A 17,651-nucleotide genomic window follows, 5' to 3' on the forward strand; every position below is an offset into this window, starting at 1 on the left:
GAGCACTACATGGAATACTACAACTGGATACTGGCCTTTCACGTCATGAGTCTCATCAGCTGGATGGCGATGCTTTTCTACTTGCCGCGCCTCTTTGTCTACCACACCGAGCATGCGGCCAATGCTGGCTTTGTCGAGGTCGTCAAGATCCAGGAGCACAAGATCTACCACTATATCGGCGTGCCGGCGATGTGGGCAACGATCCTCAGCGGCGGGACGATGATCGCGCTCAACCCCGGACTCTTCCAGGGCGGCGGCTGGCTGCATGCGAAACTGACGGCGGCGCTGCTGCTGATCATCTACCATTTCACCCTCGGGCGCTACAAGAAGCAGCTGGCGGAGGGGACGTGCACAAAAAGCGGCAAGTTCTTCCGTGCCTACAACGAAATCCCTACACTGCTGATGATCTTTATCGTCATCATGGTGGTCATCAAGCCCTTTTAACTCTGCAGCGCTTCGGCCTCGGCAAGGCAGGCCAGCCCGAAGGCTTCCGCATCGGTTTCGGGGGAGTACTCCTCCGTCTGTATGGCAAGCAGGTGATCGTTTTTGAGCATGCGCTGCAGACGCTCCGACAGCGGGACGAGGTCCGCTGCATGGGCATGGGATGTCAGGAGCGCGAAGGCGGCGGGTGAGAGACGGAAGAGCTTCTCTTCCCTTCGGCAACTGTCGTGCAGATCCTTGACAAGCTGCTTGAGGTTCCGTCTGTGGATGGCTTCTTTGTCAAAGACCATCAGGATAACGGAAAAAGAGGCATGTTCGCGCTGGGCGGCCAGGGCATGTCCCGTACACTCATCCAGGAAAGCCTGGGCATTGAACAGCCCGGTCTGAAAGTCGATGCGCTGGTTGGTTTCCAGGTCGATACGGACATACCGGTAGATGAGGTAGAGCAGGTAGAAGATCAGCAGGCTGCCGAAGAGTCCAAGCATAAAGAGCGTATTGAGCAGCCGTTTGCTCTTTTCTTTCATAACGTTGTGCAGGTCAAAAAGCGTGTGATTGCCGTGCAGCCAGCAGAGTTCACCCTCTTTGTTCAGCGTTTCGTCCGCAGTGCCCGATGCTGTTTTGATCATTTCCCAGCACGCCTTCATCGTACCGTAGCTGCCAGCCAGCGTTCTTTCGGCTTCGCCGGGGTGTAACAAGGCAGGATACACCAGCTCAGAGGAGCGGAACGCTTCGTCGATCTCCGTCTCTATCCCGCCGTTTTCCGCCGGATTTGTGATATAGCGCTGAATGGAACCGCCGATGAACGTGAGCCGTTTGAGCAGGGCCTCGTCATCGTTCCGGTTGTCGAGTTGATAGGAGACGGTGAAGTATGCCAACGGCAGCAGTAACAAGAGGATGACGGTAAAGGCCGCCAGAAAGCTGGACCGATTCTTCACGTGCACTCCTTTTGAATAGATTGTACTTGATTTCAACAAAAATCATTATGCCATACTTGAGCGTTTCAGGGGTACTACCACGCCGCAAAGCAAGAGAGGTATCGGCGCTTTTTCGTTATAATTGCAAAAAATCAAGGGCACCTCTGAAAGCCCTCAATTGGGATATTGATGAAAAAACTGGCCATTATCGGGCGACCGAACGTAGGCAAAAGCTCCTTTTTTAACCGTCTGCTCAAGGAACGCGATGCCATTACGTCGGAGATGGCGGGGACGACGCGCGACGTCAAGAAAAGGGTCGCCACGGTCCTCGACCGGGAGGTCGAAGTGCTCGATACCGGCGGCCTTGACGAGGGAAGCGAACTCTTTGACAAGGTGCGCGAGAAGTCGATCGCGGCCGCCAAGCAGGCGGATATCATCCTGTTCATGGTTGACGGCAAGAACCTGCCGATCGAAGAGGACAAGAAGCTCTTCCACGAACTCGAAGCGATGGGCAAGAGCATGGCCCTCGTCGTCAACAAGATCGATAACGACAAGATGAAAGAGAAGGTGTGGGAGTATTACGAGTTCGGCACCCAGACGATCTTCGGCATCTCCGTCTCCCACAACCGTTCCATCAACCCGCTGCTCGAGTGGATCGCCAAACAGCTCCCCTACATTCCCAAGGCCGGAGAGCTGGAAGCAGCGGAGCCGGACATGATGGATGAATTCGACGACCTTCTCGACACTTACATGGAGGAGGACGAGGAAGAGGGCTCCATCTACGACGAGAATGACGAGATGAAAGAGAGCGACGAGGACCCGAACCATATCAGCGTCGCGATCATCGGCCGGGTCAACGTCGGCAAAAGCTCCCTGCTTAACGCCCTGCTGGGGGAGGAGCGCTCCGTCGTCAGCGACGTCGCCGGGACGACGATAGACCCCATCGACGAAACGATTGAGCGCGACGACAAGACGATCACCTTCATCGACACGGCCGGTATCCGCAAACGCGGCAAGATCGAGGGGATTGAACGCTATGCACTCTACCGTACCCGCACGATGCTCGAGCGCGCAAACCTCGCTCTGCTGGTGCTCGATGCCTCCGAGCCGTTCCGCGACCTCGACGAGAAGATCGCCGGCCTCATCGATGAGAACCGTCTCGCCTGCATGATCGTACTCAACAAATGGGACAAGGCGCCCAGGGACGATTACGACAAGATCGTGCAGCAGGTACGCGACCGTTTCAAGTTTCTGCACTACGCCCCGGTCATCACGGTGTCGGCATTGACGAAGCAGCGCATCCATAAACTTTACGACATGATCATCCAGATCAACGACAACTACTCACAGCGTATTACGACGTCGCGGCTCAACGAGGCGCTGGCGTTTGCCATGCGCAAACACCCCATCCCGTCGATGCACGGGCAGGTGATCCGTCTGTACTACGCGACGCAGTACGCAACGCGCCCGCCGCAGATCGCGCTCATCATGAACAAGCCCAAGGGGCTGCACTTCACCTACCGCCGTTTCCTCGCCAACCAGCTGCGTGAGGCTTTCAATTTCGAGGGGACCCCGCTGCTCTTCAAAGCGAAGAAGCGGGGCGAGAAGTAGGGCTCAGCCTGCCGCCAGAAACAGCGGCTCCTCTTCGACCTGCTGCCGATGGAAGTGCAGCAGTTTCCACTCTCCCTCCATCGTCTCCACAACAGCAGTACACGACTCCACCCAGTCGCCGCAGTTGAGGTAGTGCACTCCCTCGATGTTGCGGTTCTCCGCTTTATGGATGTGGCCGCAGATGACCCCGTCGAATTCGCGCCGTTTTGCTTCGGACACAAGAACCTGCTCGTAATCATCAATGAACATTACCGCTTTTTTGACGCTCTGCTTGGCGAAGTTTGAAAGGGACCAGAAGCGTTTGTAGCCGATCAGGCTGCGGATGCGGTTGATGGGTTTGTTGAGCTTGAGCAGCATTTCGTAACTGATGTCGCCGAACTTCGCCAGCCACTTCTTTGTCATCGTGATGCTGTCGAAGAAGTCGCCGTGGGTGACGAGGTACTCTTTGCCGTCTGTAGCGGTAAAGTGAAATTCGTTGGTGACCTCGATGTTGTCCCCCAGCGTCAGGGGGAGAAAGGAGCGGACAAATTCGTCGTGGTTGCCGAGGACATAAACAATTTTGGTCCCCTTGCGGGCGCGGCGCAGCAGTTTCTGGATGACGTCGGAGTGCTCCTGCGGCCAGCTCCAGCGGCGGCGCAGTGCCCAGCCGTCAATAATGTCGCCGACGAGGAAGAGCTGTTCGCACTCAAAATCGCGGAAAAATTCAAGCAGGGCATCGGCTTGGGAGTGGCGCGATCCCAGGTGGATATCGGAGAGAAAAACGGAACGGTACTGCCGGACGCTGTTATCCATTTGTGTCACTTTCGTTTGGTTTGTGAAACCATACTCCACCATAATTGCGAAATGGATACAAAGGTATTACTGATCAGCGACACGGTCTACGACGCCAACGGGGTGTCGCGTTTCATCCAGGATATGGCCGCACAGTCCCGTCAGAGGGACGGCCGTTTCTCGGTATTGAGCGCTTCGCCGCTTGGCGGGGAGGAGGTTGAGAGCAACATCGTCAACCTCAGGCCCTTCTGGTATGTCCGAATGCCCTTTTACCGGGAGCAGTTCCTCACCATCGTCCCGCCGTGGATGCAGATGTACCGCTACGTCAAGGCGGCATCGCCGGATGTTATCCACATCTCGACGCCGGGACCGCTGGGGATTTGCGCCATGCTTATTGCCAAGCGGTGCGGCATCCCGGTGGCAGGGACCTACCATACGGATTTTCCCTCCTACATCCGCAAGCAGATCAAGCTGGAGATGGCCGAAGCGGTGACGCGGCGCTTCATGCGGTTCTTCTTTCACCGGATGCAGCGGGTATTCTCCCGTTCGCAGCACTATATGGAGGTACTGGAGCGGGAACTGAAAATGGAAGAACGAAAACTGCGCTTCCTGCCGCCGGGGAGCAATACGGAACGCTTCTCCCCCCGTCACCGGGACCCGGCGGTCTGGCCCCGATTCGACATTCCCGTCGACACGCTTAAGATCCTCTACGTCGGCAGGCTCAGCGTCGAAAAGAACTTCCTTTTTGTCGTCGATCTCTTCGAGACCCTGCAACGCACCTGTGACGTGCCGCTCTCCCTGATCGTCGTCGGGGAGGGGAGCCTGGCCGAGAGCGTGAGCCGGCGGCGCAACAGCCACATCCACCTGCTGGGTCTTCAGGGCGGTTCGGATCTCTCGGCCCTCTATGCTTCCTCGGACCTGATGCTGTTCGCCTCCGTCACCGAAACGCTGGGGCAGGTCGTGATGGAAGCGCAGGCATCCGGGCTTCCCTGCATTGTCAGCGACCAGGGGGGCGTGACCGACACCGTGGCACACGGCAAAACGGGCTACTGTCTCAGTGTCGAGGATGACGACGAGTGGCAAAGCAACGCTAAAACGATGATTGAGAGCAGTGTGTTGCGTCAACAGATGGGTATGGCCGGCTGGCAGCGGATGCAGGAACGCTCCATCGCACAGACCTATGAGCGCTTTATGCAGGCGCATGATGAAATTGTTAAGCATTAAGAGTTAAGAGTTAAGAGTTAAGAGTTAAGAGTTAAGAGTTAAGAGCGCGCAGCGCTGAGAGCGCAAGGCGCGAGAGCACCCCAAGGGCACTTCCTCCGGGCGCTTAGCGCTGAGGAAAACCCAGTATGCGCGCCCTGAGCGAAGCGAATAAGTCCCCTTCGGGGGATTAGCGCAGTCGGAGGGGCTTTTGCTCCTTCGACGTACTGTTGGTATATTAGAGCTCTTCGGAGTGTTTTGCGAGGTAGTCGGCAACACCGGCAGTGTCGGCTTTCATACCTTCGTCACCCTTGTTCCAACCTGCAGGACAGACTTCGCCGTGCTCGTTCGTGAAGAGCATTGTGTCGACCATACGCAGCATCTCGTCGATGTTACGGCCGAGCGGGAGGTCGTTGATGACAGCGTGGCGGACCGTACCGTCTGTGTCGATCAGGAAAGAGCCGCGCAGTGCAACGCCGCCGTCGAGCAGAACGTCATAAGCTTTGGAGATCTCTTTGGTGAGGTCAGCGACGAGCGGGTAGCGGACCTGGCCGATACCGCCGTTTTCAACCGGCGTGTTTTTCCACGCGAAGTGGCTGAACTGGGAGTCGATGGAAACGCCGATAACGTTGACGCCGCGATCTTGGAACTCCTGGAGGCGGTGGTCAAATGCGATGATCTCTGACGGGCAAACAAACGTAAAGTCCAGCGGGTAGAAGAAAAGGACGGTACCTTTTTCACCGAAGTTTTCGTAGAGGTTGAAGTTGTCGACGATCTGGTTGTCGCCGAGGACGGTAGTCGCGGTAAAGTCCGGTGCTTTTTGTGTAACGAGCATGGTTGAAACTCCTGTTTTTATGGGTGTAAACACACGGCTGAAACCAGTGGAACGTTTCAGCCGTGCGGTTGACAGTGCACATTCTATTCAAATACTCTTTTAAAAAAAATTATCGTTTAGAGGCGGTGCATTCGCTTTAAAAATGCTTCAGCACAGCGTTGCTGGTTCCGCATATGCATTGGGGCAGATCGGGTACGACACGCGCCGTTCCGATACGGAATGTGTTGCGAAAAACTTAAAAAAAGCACAGGCAAACCCGCGTACATCCATGTATAGGGTTTTGGAAGTGCCCTTTGGCTATACTTCGATGATTTTTAGCTTTTTGCTATCTTTCATCAACTGGGCACCTCATAAGCTCCTCGAGATGACGGGGGTTTTTGAGGTGCCGATTTTACGATAAAGGAAAGATGTGTCTAAAGAGTATATTTTTACTTCCGAATCCGTCACTGAAGGACATCCGGACAAGATGGCCGACCAGATCAGCGATGCGATCTTAGACGATATTATTTCAAAAGACCCCAATTCCCACGTTGCCTGCGAAACCCTCGTTTCCAATGGATTCTGCGTTATTGCTGGCGAATTGAAAACCCATGCGTATACCCCGATGCAGGATATCGTGCGCAACGTTGTCAAAGAGATCGGATACACGGACTCCACCTACGGGTTCGACCACCGCTCCGCCGCGGTGCTTAACGCCATCGGCGAGCAGTCCCCGGAGATTGACCAGGGCGTCTCCCGCGAAGGCGGTGAGATCGGTGCGGGAGACCAGGGGCTGATGTTCGGCTACGCCTGCCGCGAAACCGACGTTTTGATGCCGCTGCCGATCTACCTGGCGCACCGCATTACCGAGCGGCTCGCCGAAGCGCGCAAAGAGGGGATCATCCCCTACCTGCGTCCCGACGGCAAGGCCCAGGTCAGCGTCCGCTATATTGACGGCAAACCCGTCAGCGTCGAAACGGTCGTCGTCTCGACCCAGCACCATGAGAACATCCCGCAGGAGCAGATCCACAACGATGTGATCGAAGCAGTGATCAAGCATGTTATCCCTGCCGATCTTCTCAGTGAGGATATTGTCTACCATATCAACCCGACCGGCTCCTTCGTCGTCGGGGGACCGCAGGGCGATGCCGGCCTCACCGGGCGTAAGATCATCGTTGATACCTACGGCGGTTCCTGTCCGCACGGCGGGGGCGCATTCAGCGGGAAAGACCCGACCAAGGTCGACCGCTCCGCGGCCTATGCGGCGCGTTATGTCGCTAAGAACCTTGTCGCTTCCGGTGCCTGTGAGCGCGCCACGATCCAGGTCGCCTATGCGATCGGTGTCGTCGAGCCGATCTCGATCATGGTCGACACCCACGGTACGGCCGTCGTGGACGAAGAAAAGATCGAAGCCTGTGTCCGCGAACTCTTCGACCTGACACCGAAAGGGATTATCGAGACCCTCGACCTGCTGCGTCCGATCTACCGCAAAACGGCCGCCTACGGCCACTTCGGCCGGGAACTTCCCGAATTTACCTGGGAGAAGACCGACAAAGCCGAAGCGATCCGCGCCTACCTCGGATTCTAAGCGGCAAAACTCACGGGAAACGGCGGTGCAGAAACGGCCGTTTTCCCCGCCATACACGCCGTTTTGCCCATTTTTCCTGTTACCAATCTTCAGTCCTATTTTTGCACGACCATTTCAGCCCCATTTTTTAGGAATCATTAAAGTTCTTTCGCTAAACTTTTTTCACATCTACCATAATTGAAGGAGAAAATATGGCAGTATTGATTAACGACACATGTATCAACTGTGGTGCCTGTATTGACGAATGCCCGGTTGAGGCGATCGTAGACGAGGACGATAACCCGACGGGTGAAGAGATCTATTACGTTTACGGCGACAAATGTGTTGAATGTGTTGGCCACCACGATGAGCCGGCATGTGCAACTGCTTGTCCGACAGAAGGCTGTATCGTTTGGGACGCCGTCGGCGAAAGCCCGTCCAGCCGTGATGATATCACTGACGATATGCGTAACGACCACGTACCGGTTGTTGAGTAATCGATTCAACTAATCTACCGTTGCACCTTCGGGTGCATCGCTTCTTCTACAATTCCCCCGAAATTTTTCCATTTCATTAGAATCAGATCTTTTTTTTGCTATAATTCCACCCTATTTTTGACTACTATAGGAGATACCGAATGGAACAAACACTGTCCATCATTAAGCCGGATGCCGTAGCGAAGGGTGTTGTCGGCAAGATTCTTGATCGTTTTGAAAGCAATGGTCTGCGCGTTGCTGCAACAAAAATGCTGCAGCTTTCCCGCAAAGACGCTCAGGATTTCTATGCTGTTCACAAAGAACGCCCTTTCTTTACTGACCTGGTTGAATTCATGGTCAGCGGCCCGGTCGTGGTCAGCGTTCTTGAAGGTGAAAACGCCGTAGCCAAAAATCGTGACCTGATGGGCGCGACAAACCCGCAGGAAGCGGCGGCGGGCACGATCCGCGCCGATTTCGCGGAAAACATCGACGCCAATGCGGTTCACGGCAGCGACTCTCTTGAGAACGCTGAGATCGAAATTCGCTTCTTCTTCGCACAGAGAGAGATCTCCTAACGCAGATGAACATCCCGTTTCGTCGCGTCACAGCCGACCCCCAGCCCTTCGTTCTGGAGAAGAACGGTGCACGGTTAGAGGGGACGCTGCGCAAGTATCGCAGCGGTCTGGTACTGCTCGAAGCGACGATGCAGGGGAGTCTTGACGTAGATTGCTATCTCTGCGGCGATTCCTTTGCTATAATGCCGGATGAAAAAGTCGAATTTCTGATTTCTGACGGTGTTTTTCATGGTCAGGATGAAACCTATGATGTGGTCGAGATGCATGATGGCACCATCGACCTCGACGAAGTGTTCGATTCGGAAATCGCTTTGATCGAAAGCGATTATCACGCCTGCCCCAACTGCAGGTAATCTACAAAGAAAGGAAATAACATGGCAGTACCTAAGAGACGCGTATCCCACACGCGTGCAGCAAAACGCCGCACCCACTACAAAATCAAACTGGCACGTCCGGTCAAAGACAGTGACGGCACTTACAAAATGCCGCACCATGTCAATCCGACAACCGGCGAGTATAAATAATTGAAGGTCAAAATCGCGATTGACGCGATGGGTGGGGACTTCGGTCCCGAGCCTATTGTCAAAGGAACGATTGCGGCACTGAAGCATTACCGTTTTGAGCCGATCCTTGTCGGAAAGAAAGAGGAGATTTTGCCTTTGATTCCGGGCGGGTTCAAAGACAAGATTTCGATTGTCGAAGCGGAGGATGTCATTGCGATGTCCGATGCGGCGACCGATGCGCTCAAGCGCAAAGAGAGCTCCATCTACAAAGCGGTCGATCTGGTCCGCAACGGTGAAGCCGACGGCGTCGTCTCCGCAGGGCATAGCGGCGCGACCATGTCGGTAGCGACCCTGCGCCTCGGACGTCTTAAGCACGTCCTGCGTCCGGCGCTGGTGACGTTGATGCCGAACAAGAACAAGAAGCGTACCGTGCTGCTTGACGTCGGCGCCAACGTCGACTGCAAACCGGAGCATTTGGCCCAGTTCGCGGTGATGGGGAGCTGTTACGCCCATGATATGTGGGCGATTACCCTCCCGACCGTCGGCCTCCTGGCCAACGGCGAAGAGGAGACCAAGGGTAACGACGTGACGAAGGGAGCCTTCCAGAAGCTTCGCGGCATGGAGGGGTTCGTCGGCAATGTCGAAGGACGCGATATCTTCAACGGTTCCGTCGACGTCGTCGTCTGCGACGGTTTCATCGGGAACCTTGTCCTTAAGTCTTCCGAAGGGGTTGCGAGTACGATCACGCACCTGATCAAGGACTATATCCGCAAATCGCCCATCGCGATCACGGGCGCGCTCCTGATGCGGAAGGTCTTCAAGCTTCTGAAAAAAGAGCTTGATTATGCCGAAGTCGGCGGGGCTCCGCTGATCGGGGTCAAGGGGTGCGCCATCGTCAGCCACGGCAAAAGCAACTCCAAAGCGATTAAAAACGCGATCAAACAGGCGATCGACTTCGTCGATACCGGGGTCAACGTTCATATTGAACGGGCCCTGGATGCCACTGCCAATTAAAGGATAAAGCCATGTATGCAGCTTTTCGTTCGGTAGGTGCCTATGTGCCCGAGCGTATTCTGACCAACGCCGACCTCGAGAAAATGGTCGATACCTCTGACGAGTGGATCACGAAACGCACCGGTATCAAAGAGCGCCATATCGCCGCCGACGACGAGTTTACCAGCGACATGGGGGCCAAGGCGGCTGCACTGGCGATCGAGCGTGCCGGCATCGCCAAAGAGGAGATCGATCTCGTGATCTGTGCGACGATCTCTCCGGACTACTTCAACATGCCCTCAACGGCGACCATCATCTCTTCCAAACTGGGCCTGCCCCAGGTCATGGCGTTCGACATTTCCGCCGCATGTACGGGATTCGTCTACGTCGTCAGCATGGCGAAGGCCTTTATCGAGTCGGGGATGAAAAAGAACGTCCTGGTCATCGGGGCGGAGAAACTCAGCGCCATTACCGATTACACGGACCGTACGACCTGTATACTCTTCGGCGACGGCGCCGGGGCGGCGGTGATCAGCGCGACGGAGAACAAGGACGAAGCGATTCTCGACGTGCATACGGGTGCCGACGGCACCTACGCCGATCTGCTGATGACGCCGAACGGCGGCACGGGTTCGGCCCATGATGCGCTGGACGCGGAAGCGAAGACCGGCTGTTTTATGCAGATGAAGGGGAACGAAACCTTCAAGGTCGCCGTGCGTACCCTGACCAACGACGTCAAGGAGATCCTTGCCGAAAACAGTATGAGCGCCGATGATATCAAGCATTTCGTGCCGCACCAGGCGAACTACCGGATCATCAAAGCGGTCGGTGACGCCCTGAACCTGCGCGAAGAGCAGGTGGTGCTGACCGTGCACAAGTACGGGAACACCTCCGGGTCATCCATCCCCATCGCCATCAACGATCTCTACGAGAGCGGCAAGCTGCAAAAGGGCGATATGATGCTGCTCGATGCTTTCGGCGGCGGGCTGACGTGGGGAAGCGCACTGGTGCCGTTTGCAGGACCGGCTGCGGTATGATATAATCCCCGGGACATCGGGTAGGAAAGAGGCACATGGTTTACGCGGCAATCGGGATCTCACTGTTATTCGTCATACTGCTGATTGCTTTTAACGTTCGTTCGAACCACTGGCGCAACCGCCGAAAGAAAAAACGCCGCGAGGTGGCCGAGCGCCGCGTGAACAAAGGGCGCCGCAAGCGGAACAACCTTGACCATGAAAGCAGTCTCCCCGACCGCCGTTACGGCGGTGACCGCCGCGTCGGTCCGGAGACGCGCCGCCACAAAAAGCGCCGTGCGGAAGACCGCTTTGGCCACAATTGACCTCCCCCTTCTTTTTATAGAAGCCCACGACAGCGAAGTGCCGTGGCTGAAAATTTTTGTCCGCCGCACCGTACGTGAATTCAGCGAGTGTAACGCCGCAGAGAAGGCGGCGGTCTGGGATGCCCTGGACGTGATCGAGCGGGAGATGCTCGACTATTACCGTCCCGAAAAGATCAACATCGCCTCTTTTGGTAATATGCTGCCGCAGGTACACTGGCACATCATGGCCCGTTTCAAAGAGGACAGCTACTTTCCCGAACCCATGTGGGGCCCCCGCCAGCGCGAAGGTGCACTCGACCTGCCGCCGCTAGGAACGTTTCTTGAACGTCTGGCGAAAAAGTTTTCCGCCGAATCCTGACTTCATCTCTTTTTGGTTAGAATTGGTCGAAAACGAAGAAAGGGAAAACCTTGCAACGTTTTCACTCCTATCCGGTCAGACTTGACGGAACGGATCCGCAGGCGACGCGCGACGCGATCCGAAACGATTTCCTCAGTGCTTATTCGCTTTTTGAAGCCCTCTTCGGGCTGTTGAAGGACGAGAACGTCTTTTACCGCCGTTCGGAACGAACCCGCCATCCGATGATCTTCTATTTTGGCCACACGGCAACTTTCTTTATCAACAAACTTCTGCTTGCGAAGGTGATCGACAAGCGGATCAATCCGGATTTCGAATCTCTCTTCGCGATTGGTGTCGATGAAATGGCCTGGGATGACATGGACAGTTCACGCTATGAGTGGCCCGGCGTCGATGCCGTGCGCGACTACCGTACCCGGGTCAAGGCGCAGGTCCTGGAGCTGATCGATACCCTTCCGCTGCAGTTGCCGATCACCCAGGAAAGCCCCTGGTGGGTCATCCTGATGGGGATCGAACATGAACGGATTCACATTGAGACGTCGAGCGTGCTGCACCGCCAGATGCCGCTGGAGGAGATCCGGCCCTCTGGACAGTTCCGATACTGCAACGACGCCGGTTTGCCACCGGAGAATAGCCTGGCAGTGATCAGCGGCGCGGCCGTCCAGCTTGGAAAAGCAAAAGGGGACCCCTATTACGGCTGGGATAACGAATATGGCAGCGCGCGAATGGAAGTTACGGAGTTCCGGGCATCGAAGATGCTGGTCAGCCATGGGGAGTTCCTCCCCTTCGTCGAAGCGGGCGGCTATGAAGACCCCGCCTATTGGGACGAGGAGGGGATGCGTTTCCTGGAGCGGAGCGGCGCGAAACATCCGCCCTTTTGGGTAGCGAAAGCAGCGGGCGGCTATCGGCTGCGCCTGCTGGACCGGGAGATCGACCTGCCGATGGACTGGCCGGTGGAGGTCAACTGCCTCGAAGCAGAGGCTTTCTGCCGCTATAAAAGCGCGCAGGAGGGGCGTGTGTATCGCCTGCCGACGGAAGCGGAGTGGGTACGGATGCTCGAGAGCTCCACGGCACTTTCGGGCGAACGGTTCGACGACGCCAACGCCAATATCAATTGGAACCACTTCGCCTCCTCCGTCCCCGTCAATACCTTCTTGCAGGGGGAGCTTTACGACGTCGTCGGGAACGTCTGGCAGTGGACGTCATCGACGATTGACGGCTATACGGGGTTCGAACCGCATCCGGTCTATGACGATTTCTCTTTGCCGACCTTCGACGGCAAGCACAACCTGATCAAGGGGGGATCGTGGGCCTCAACGGGGAACGAGACCCTGCGCCATTCACGCTACGCGTTTCGCCGCCACTTCTACCAGCATGCAGGGTTCCGTTACGTGGAAGCCGATGCCCCCGCTGAGAGCATGCCGGAGAATATCTACGAAACGGACAGTCTGGTAGCGCAGTACTGCGAGTTCCAGTATGGACCGGACTGTTTCGATGTGAAAAACTTTGCGCGCAGCTGCGCGGAGCATGCCATCGCTTTCACGGCTTCCACCCCCCAAAAGCGGGCGCTGGATCTCGGCTGCGCGACGGGGCGGGCCTCCTTCGAACTGGCCAGGGTCTTCGACGACGTCACCGGGATCGACTTCTCCGCCCGTTTCATCCAGGTTGGAGCGGCCTTGAAAGCGCAGGGACAGATTGCCTATGAACGGGTAGAGGAGGGGGACGTCACGACCCGCCAGGTCCACTCGCTCGAGGAGTTCGGATTGGAGGAGACGGCTGTGAATGCGCAGTTCTGGCAAGGGGACGCCTGCAACCTCAAGGCGCATTTCAGCGGGTATGACCTGATCATGGCCACGAACCTGATCGACCGTCTCTACGAACCGGAGCGCTTTTTAGGGACGGTGCATGAACGGCTGAACGAGGGAGGAATACTCCTGCTGACATCGCCCTATACCTGGCTGGAAGAGTATACGCAAAAAGCGCACTGGCTCGGCGGCTATTATGACGAGAAAGGGGAGGTTGTCGACGGACTGACCGGGCTCAAGACGATCCTCATGCCGCATTTCGAGTTGCTGGAGACCTTTGACGTCCCCTTCGTGATACGCGAAACGGCGCGCAAATACCAGCATACGCTCTCGCAGATGAGCGTCTGGAAAAAGCGTTAGGAGAATAGAAGCACGGTTCTACTGTGTGTGGGCACTCCGCCGAGGAGAGCATAGCGCTAGCGTAGGGAACCGGGCTTTGCTCGGATTCCGTTTAAGCTAATAATTCCGCGGCGACGCTGAACTGGTTGGCCATCATCAGGTGCACTTTCGGGTGCAGGGCCATGACGTCATCGAAAAGCTGCTTGCTCAGATCGAAGCCGATCTTGTAGGCGTCGTCCGCATCCTTGGCGTTGCCCAAGGCCTCGAGCCACGAGGGCGGAACGTGGATGCCCGGAACATGGGCATCAAGGAACTGGGCCGTGCGCAGTTTCGTAATGGGAAAGAGGCCGAGGACAAGTTGGGCATTTGTGCCGTGCTTCGCATTGGCTTCGTCCATCAGCTCCAGCAGCAGTTTGGCGTTATCAAGGTCGAAGACCGGCTGGGTGATGATCCCCTGGGCGCCGTGCTCGACTTTTTTGGCCATCTTCTTGTAGAGGCTCTTGGGGTTGCGGGCGAAGGAGTTGACGACGGCAAAGGGGAGAATCGGCTGCGGCGCGACGGAGAAGGCTTTGCCCTCCAGGTCGGTGCCGGCGTTAAAAGCGGCGATGATCTCCAGCAACAGGGTACTGTCACTTTCAAATACCCCTTTGGCATCTTTCTGGTCGGAGTTTTTGGCCGGGTCGCCTGTCAGGGCGAGAATGGCGCGGACGCCGGCTTCGTTGGCCCCGAGCAGGTCGCTTTGCAGGGCGATGCGGTTGCGGTCGCGCATGCTCATCGTCGCCAGGACCGGTTTACCGAAGCGCTGCTGCATAAGGGTGGCGGCGAAGAGGGCGTTGTATTTCAGTTTGGCGAGGGGGTTGTCGGTGGTACTGAAAGCGTCGACGCGCTCATGCAGGCCGAGGGATTCGATCGTGTCGATGACGGGGGCAAAGGAAGCGGAGTGCGACGGTGTCGTTTCGAGACTGACATAACGTCCGTTTTTTAGCTTTGCTTCCAGTGCGTCAAACACGATTTACCCCTGCGGTGCGATATAATGGCGCCATTATAACCTAGGGCCCCGCCAAAAAACCTGTACCGGGTCGGGGGATGCCCTTAGAGAGCATAAAGGATAGGAATGCGGTTATGCGTGTTTGATTTCGATTCGACGTTGATGGACGGCGAGACCATCGACTTTTTTGCCGAGGCGCTGGGCATAGGCGAAGAGGTCGCCGCCATCACGGAGCGGGCCATGAACGGGGAGCTTGACTTCTTCGAGAGCCTTCAGCAGCGGGCCAAGCTGCTCAAGGGGCTTGATGTGGAGACGGTAGAGCGCATCAGCCACTCCCTTCCCTACATGCCCGGTGCCAAAGAGACGATCGCGGCGCTGAAAGCGCAGGATATTACCGTCGTCTGTTTCAGCGGCGGTTTCCGTACGGCGACCTCCTACGCCAAGGACGTGCTCGGGTTCGATGCGGACTTCTCCAACGCACTGCATGCCAAAGACGGCAGACTGACCGGCGAAGTCGGCGGGGACATGATGTTCAATTGGTCGAAGGGGGATATGCTCGTGCGCCTGCAGGGGCTGCTCAAGGTGACGCCCGAAGAGACGATGGTCGTCGGGGACGGGGCCAATGACCTCAGCATGTTCGCCCATGCCGGAACGCGGGTCGCCTTCTGCGCGAAACCGGTCCTGAAAGAGGCGGCGAATATCATCATCGATACCAAAGACCTCCGCGAAATCCTGGGGCGTCTCGTATGAATCTCTGGGAACGCTACAACCCTGAAACAATGCTCGGCAGTGTCCTGGGGGAGATGACGGGGCTACCGATGATGCAGTGCCCGGAGAAAACGCTTTTCGAAGCGCTCAAGCGCCACCTGACGCGAAAAGAACTGCGCTGCTGGGTGATGGCCCGGGGCGGGGTTGACCTGGAGACGATTGGTACGGAGACGGGTCTTGGTGCGGAGGAGATCGACAATGCGGTCCGCAAAGCCTCCAAAAAGATACGCCAGCCCAAGCTTCGAAGCGAATTCCAGCAGCTGCTCGGGGGCCTGGAAGCGGAGGATGCGTAACAGGCTGTGTTAAGATTTTTTTATCTTTCGTTCAGTCTGTCGTGATAAAATTGTGTTACTTTACGGTTTAGGAGGGATGAATCGAATGAAAAAACATCTATCGGCCCTGTTGGGCGCGGCACTGCTGCTCGGCAGCTTCTCAACGGCGGCGAACGCCGACGTCAAACGGGGGCAGAAAGCCTATCTGAAGAAGTGTAAACGCTGTCACGGAAACGGTACGAAGGGGGCCGCGATGAAGACCCAGAAAGAGTGGGCGGACGCTTTCGCGGATGATGCCGCGCTGTTCAGAGCGTGGCACAAAGATGACAAGAAGGCGATGAAATATATCGACAGCAGCCGCTTCAAGAAAGATGCACCGAATCTCAAGGATTTCCTCTACGAATACGGTTCGGATTCCGGTAACGTCCCCTCCTGCGGCTAAGCCCGCCACCGTCCCTACGGGACGCTCTTCCTCTCTACTCCGCCTCATCGCTGTTGATTTCGATGGCACCGTACTCCTGTAACAGTTCTATGATCTGCTTGCGCTGATGCTTCTGCGCAATCCGCATGGCGCTCATCCCCTGCGGCGAGATGCGGTTAACGTCGCAGCCGCATTCGCATAGAAAACGGCAGACATCGATGTGGTTGTAGTAGACCGCCAGCATCAGCGCGCTCCAGCCGTAGTGGTCGATCCGGTCGATGTCCGCGTAGTTGTTAATGAGCACTTCGACCGCCGACTGGCGCCCCATGGAAGCGGCGACCATCAGCGCCGTCCGACCGTTCTTGTCGGTATAGTTGACGTCGCTGCCCAGCTGCATCAGCAGACGGAGGTGTTTTTTGATCCCCTCATCCTGGCGCCGCGCGACGGTGTGAAAGAGCGGCGTCCACCCCGCCCGGTTTGTGGGGATGTCCGTATGGGCTCCACGGTCGAGCATGATGCGTAGCAGGTTGCGGTAACTGTCGGCGATCTCCGGGTAGGTCTCGATGCCGCGATGCACCAGGGAGAGCGGCGTATGCAGGCCGTCGTAGGTGAGGATGTTTGCGCCGTGACGGATCAGTGCAGCGGCCCCGTCGGGGTTGCCGTTGCGCAGGGCGATGGTCAGGGCCGTTGCATGGTTGTCCGTACGGTGTTCCAGGGTTGGGTAGCGCTGCAGCAGTTTTTCCAGGAGCCGCACGAACTTCGGGTGGGAGGCCGCAATGATAACGGGCGTGATCCCGTGCAGGTCGCCGGCGTCGATCGCGAGGCCCTTGTTGAGCAGGTAGGTGACGAGTTTCGGATTGTTCCCGAAAACGGCGTGGTGCAGCAGTGTCCGGTTCTGTACATCGCGTTTGGAGAGCTCCATCGGCGTCGCCTCGGCATTGACGATGGCGTAGAGGTTCCCCTTGGATGCCAGCTCGAAAAGGTCCGGCTCGGCCGGGAGGTCGAAAACAGGCTGGACCTCTTCGAGCAGGGAGAGGATGGTTTTACTCTTTTGGGCTTTGGCGATGGCGGCGGGGGTCATCCCTTCGCTGCTTTTTGCATGGGGGCGGGCGCCGTACTGCAGCAGCTGCAGTACGATCTCGGGATCACCGAGTTTGACGGCGAAATGCAGGGGCGTTTCCTGTTCCCGGTCCGCGAGGTTGGGGTTGGCACCGTACATGAGAAGGTTCTCGACGATCCGGGTACGCTGCTGCATCACGGCGACGATCAGCGGGGGACGGTGGCCGAAGGCGTGGTAGTCGACGTCAAAGCCCTCCTCGATCATTGACAACAGGGTCGCCTTGTCGTCGCTGCGGATGGCGTTGAAAAAGGTCTCGCTTTTGTGCTCGATGATCTCTCCGGCACTGGGGTCGTAGAGATGCGTTCCCAAAAGCATGGCACTGTGCAGACGCTCCATAAAGGGCATGACGGCTCCTGCAGATGAATGGATTTTGTTCTAT

At 56.8% G+C, this 17,651-nt stretch carries 21 protein-coding genes; 16 read left to right on the forward strand and 5 right to left on the reverse strand.

Annotated features, from left to right (window positions below; translation table 11 throughout):
• Nucleotides 1-9 precede the first annotated feature (9 nt).
• Nucleotides 10-444 (forward strand): protoporphyrinogen oxidase HemJ, encoded by a 435-nt coding sequence (gene hemJ / locus ACM66T_RS03245; protein WP_231020365.1) that lies wholly within the window; start codon nt 10-12, stop codon nt 442-444.
• On the opposite strand, the gene ACM66T_RS03250 is transcribed toward hemJ, so the two are convergent.
• Entirely contained in the window at nt 441-1,376 is a 936-nt protein-coding gene (locus ACM66T_RS03250; RefSeq protein WP_231020366.1) for a hypothetical protein, read from the reverse strand. The two genes, hemJ and ACM66T_RS03250, sit on opposite strands and share 4 nt — an antisense overlap.
• A gap of 168 nt (nt 1,377-1,544) precedes the next feature.
• Here ACM66T_RS03250 and der point away from each other — a divergent pair, with 168 nt between their 5' ends.
• The gene (gene der, locus ACM66T_RS03255; RefSeq protein ID WP_231020367.1) at nt 1,545-2,966 is read left to right on the forward strand and encodes a ribosome biogenesis GTPase Der; all 1,422 of its coding nucleotides are present in this window, start codon (nt 1,545-1,547) and stop codon (nt 2,964-2,966) included.
• 3 nt (nt 2,967-2,969) lie between these two features.
• On the opposite strand, the gene ACM66T_RS03260 is transcribed toward der, so the two are convergent.
• Nucleotides 2,970-3,758 carry a UDP-2,3-diacylglucosamine diphosphatase gene (locus ACM66T_RS03260; RefSeq protein ID WP_416768771.1) on the reverse strand — a complete coding sequence of 263 codons (789 nt, stop codon included), beginning with the start codon at nt 3,756-3,758 and terminating at the stop codon, nt 2,970-2,972.
• A gap of 51 nt (nt 3,759-3,809) precedes the next feature.
• Here ACM66T_RS03260 and ACM66T_RS03265 point away from each other — a divergent pair, with 51 nt between their 5' ends.
• Nucleotides 3,810-4,961 (forward strand): glycosyltransferase family 4 protein, encoded by a 1,152-nt coding sequence (locus ACM66T_RS03265; RefSeq protein ID WP_416768772.1) that lies wholly within the window; start codon nt 3,810-3,812, stop codon nt 4,959-4,961.
• Between the two features lie 214 nt (nt 4,962-5,175).
• Here the strand turns inward: ACM66T_RS03265 and ACM66T_RS03270 are convergent, their stop codons facing one another.
• Complete coding sequence (locus ACM66T_RS03270; RefSeq protein ID WP_231020370.1) at nt 5,176-5,772, reverse strand: peroxiredoxin; 597 nt, start codon at nt 5,770-5,772, stop codon at nt 5,176-5,178.
• Nucleotides 5,773-6,181: 409 nt separating this feature from the next.
• Between ACM66T_RS03270 and metK the strand changes: the two genes are divergently transcribed.
• The 10 genes from metK to ovoA all read left to right on the forward strand — a co-directional run bounded on the left by metK (nt 6,182) and on the right by ovoA (nt 13,724).
• Nucleotides 6,182-7,339: a methionine adenosyltransferase gene (metK, locus tag ACM66T_RS03275; protein ID WP_255707452.1), complete on the forward strand. Its 1,158-nt coding sequence runs from the start codon at nt 6,182-6,184 to the stop codon at nt 7,337-7,339.
• 191 nt (nt 7,340-7,530) lie between these two features.
• Nucleotides 7,531-7,815 (forward strand): 4Fe-4S dicluster domain-containing protein, encoded by a 285-nt coding sequence (locus tag ACM66T_RS03280; protein ID WP_345986153.1) that lies wholly within the window; start codon nt 7,531-7,533, stop codon nt 7,813-7,815.
• Nucleotides 7,816-7,955: 140 nt separating this feature from the next.
• On the forward strand, nt 7,956-8,369 hold the full coding sequence (gene ndk / locus ACM66T_RS03285) for a nucleoside-diphosphate kinase (RefSeq protein WP_231020373.1): 414 nt from the start codon (nt 7,956-7,958) through the stop codon (nt 8,367-8,369).
• A 5-nt stretch (nt 8,370-8,374) separates the two neighbouring features.
• Entirely contained in the window at nt 8,375-8,722 is a 348-nt protein-coding gene (locus ACM66T_RS03290; protein ID WP_231020374.1) for a hypothetical protein, read from the forward strand.
• 21 nt (nt 8,723-8,743) lie between these two features.
• Nucleotides 8,744-8,893 carry a 50S ribosomal protein L32 gene (rpmF, locus tag ACM66T_RS03295; protein ID WP_231020375.1) on the forward strand — a complete coding sequence of 50 codons (150 nt, stop codon included), beginning with the start codon at nt 8,744-8,746 and terminating at the stop codon, nt 8,891-8,893.
• Complete coding sequence (plsX, locus tag ACM66T_RS03300) at nt 8,894-9,886, forward strand: phosphate acyltransferase PlsX (RefSeq protein ID WP_416768773.1); 993 nt, start codon at nt 8,894-8,896, stop codon at nt 9,884-9,886.
• An 11-nt stretch (nt 9,887-9,897) separates the two neighbouring features.
• Entirely contained in the window at nt 9,898-10,902 is a 1,005-nt protein-coding gene (locus ACM66T_RS03305) for a beta-ketoacyl-ACP synthase III (protein WP_231020376.1), read from the forward strand.
• 35 nt (nt 10,903-10,937) lie between these two features.
• Nucleotides 10,938-11,204: a hypothetical protein gene (locus ACM66T_RS03310; protein ID WP_231020377.1), complete on the forward strand. Its 267-nt coding sequence runs from the start codon at nt 10,938-10,940 to the stop codon at nt 11,202-11,204.
• Nucleotides 11,191-11,562: an HIT family protein gene (locus ACM66T_RS03315; protein ID WP_231020378.1), complete on the forward strand. Its 372-nt coding sequence runs from the start codon at nt 11,191-11,193 to the stop codon at nt 11,560-11,562. Before ACM66T_RS03310 ends, ACM66T_RS03315 begins: the two co-directional genes overlap by 14 nt.
• 50 nt (nt 11,563-11,612) lie before the next feature.
• Nucleotides 11,613-13,724, forward strand: coding sequence for a 5-histidylcysteine sulfoxide synthase (gene ovoA / locus ACM66T_RS03320; protein WP_231020379.1), 2,112 nt, complete (start codon nt 11,613-11,615; stop codon nt 13,722-13,724).
• A gap of 91 nt (nt 13,725-13,815) precedes the next feature.
• On the opposite strand, the gene ACM66T_RS03325 is transcribed toward ovoA, so the two are convergent.
• Entirely contained in the window at nt 13,816-14,712 is an 897-nt protein-coding gene (locus ACM66T_RS03325) for a methylenetetrahydrofolate reductase (RefSeq protein WP_231020380.1), read from the reverse strand.
• Between the two features lie 105 nt (nt 14,713-14,817).
• Between ACM66T_RS03325 and serB the strand changes: the two genes are divergently transcribed.
• The 3 genes from serB to ACM66T_RS03340 all read left to right on the forward strand — a co-directional run bounded on the left by serB (nt 14,818) and on the right by ACM66T_RS03340 (nt 16,173).
• A complete protein-coding gene (gene serB, locus ACM66T_RS03330; RefSeq protein ID WP_231020381.1) occupies nt 14,818-15,441 on the forward strand; it encodes a phosphoserine phosphatase SerB in 624 nt (207 codons plus the stop codon).
• Nucleotides 15,438-15,752, forward strand: a complete 315-nt coding sequence (locus ACM66T_RS03335; RefSeq protein WP_231020382.1) for a hypothetical protein — start codon at nt 15,438-15,440, stop codon at nt 15,750-15,752. Before serB ends, ACM66T_RS03335 begins: the two co-directional genes overlap by 4 nt.
• 85 nt (nt 15,753-15,837) lie before the next feature.
• Nucleotides 15,838-16,173 (forward strand): c-type cytochrome, encoded by a 336-nt coding sequence (locus tag ACM66T_RS03340; protein ID WP_231020383.1) that lies wholly within the window; start codon nt 15,838-15,840, stop codon nt 16,171-16,173.
• 34 nt (nt 16,174-16,207) lie between these two features.
• Here the strand turns inward: ACM66T_RS03340 and ACM66T_RS03345 are convergent, their stop codons facing one another.
• Complete coding sequence (locus ACM66T_RS03345; RefSeq protein ID WP_231020384.1) at nt 16,208-17,617, reverse strand: ankyrin repeat domain-containing protein; 1,410 nt, start codon at nt 17,615-17,617, stop codon at nt 16,208-16,210.
• Nucleotides 17,618-17,651: the final 34 nt, after the last annotated feature.

The organism is Sulfurimonas sp. ST-25, assembly GCF_048079205.1.
GTDB classification, from domain to species: Bacteria; Campylobacterota; Campylobacteria; order Campylobacterales; family Sulfurimonadaceae; genus Thiomicrolovo; species Thiomicrolovo sulfuroxydans.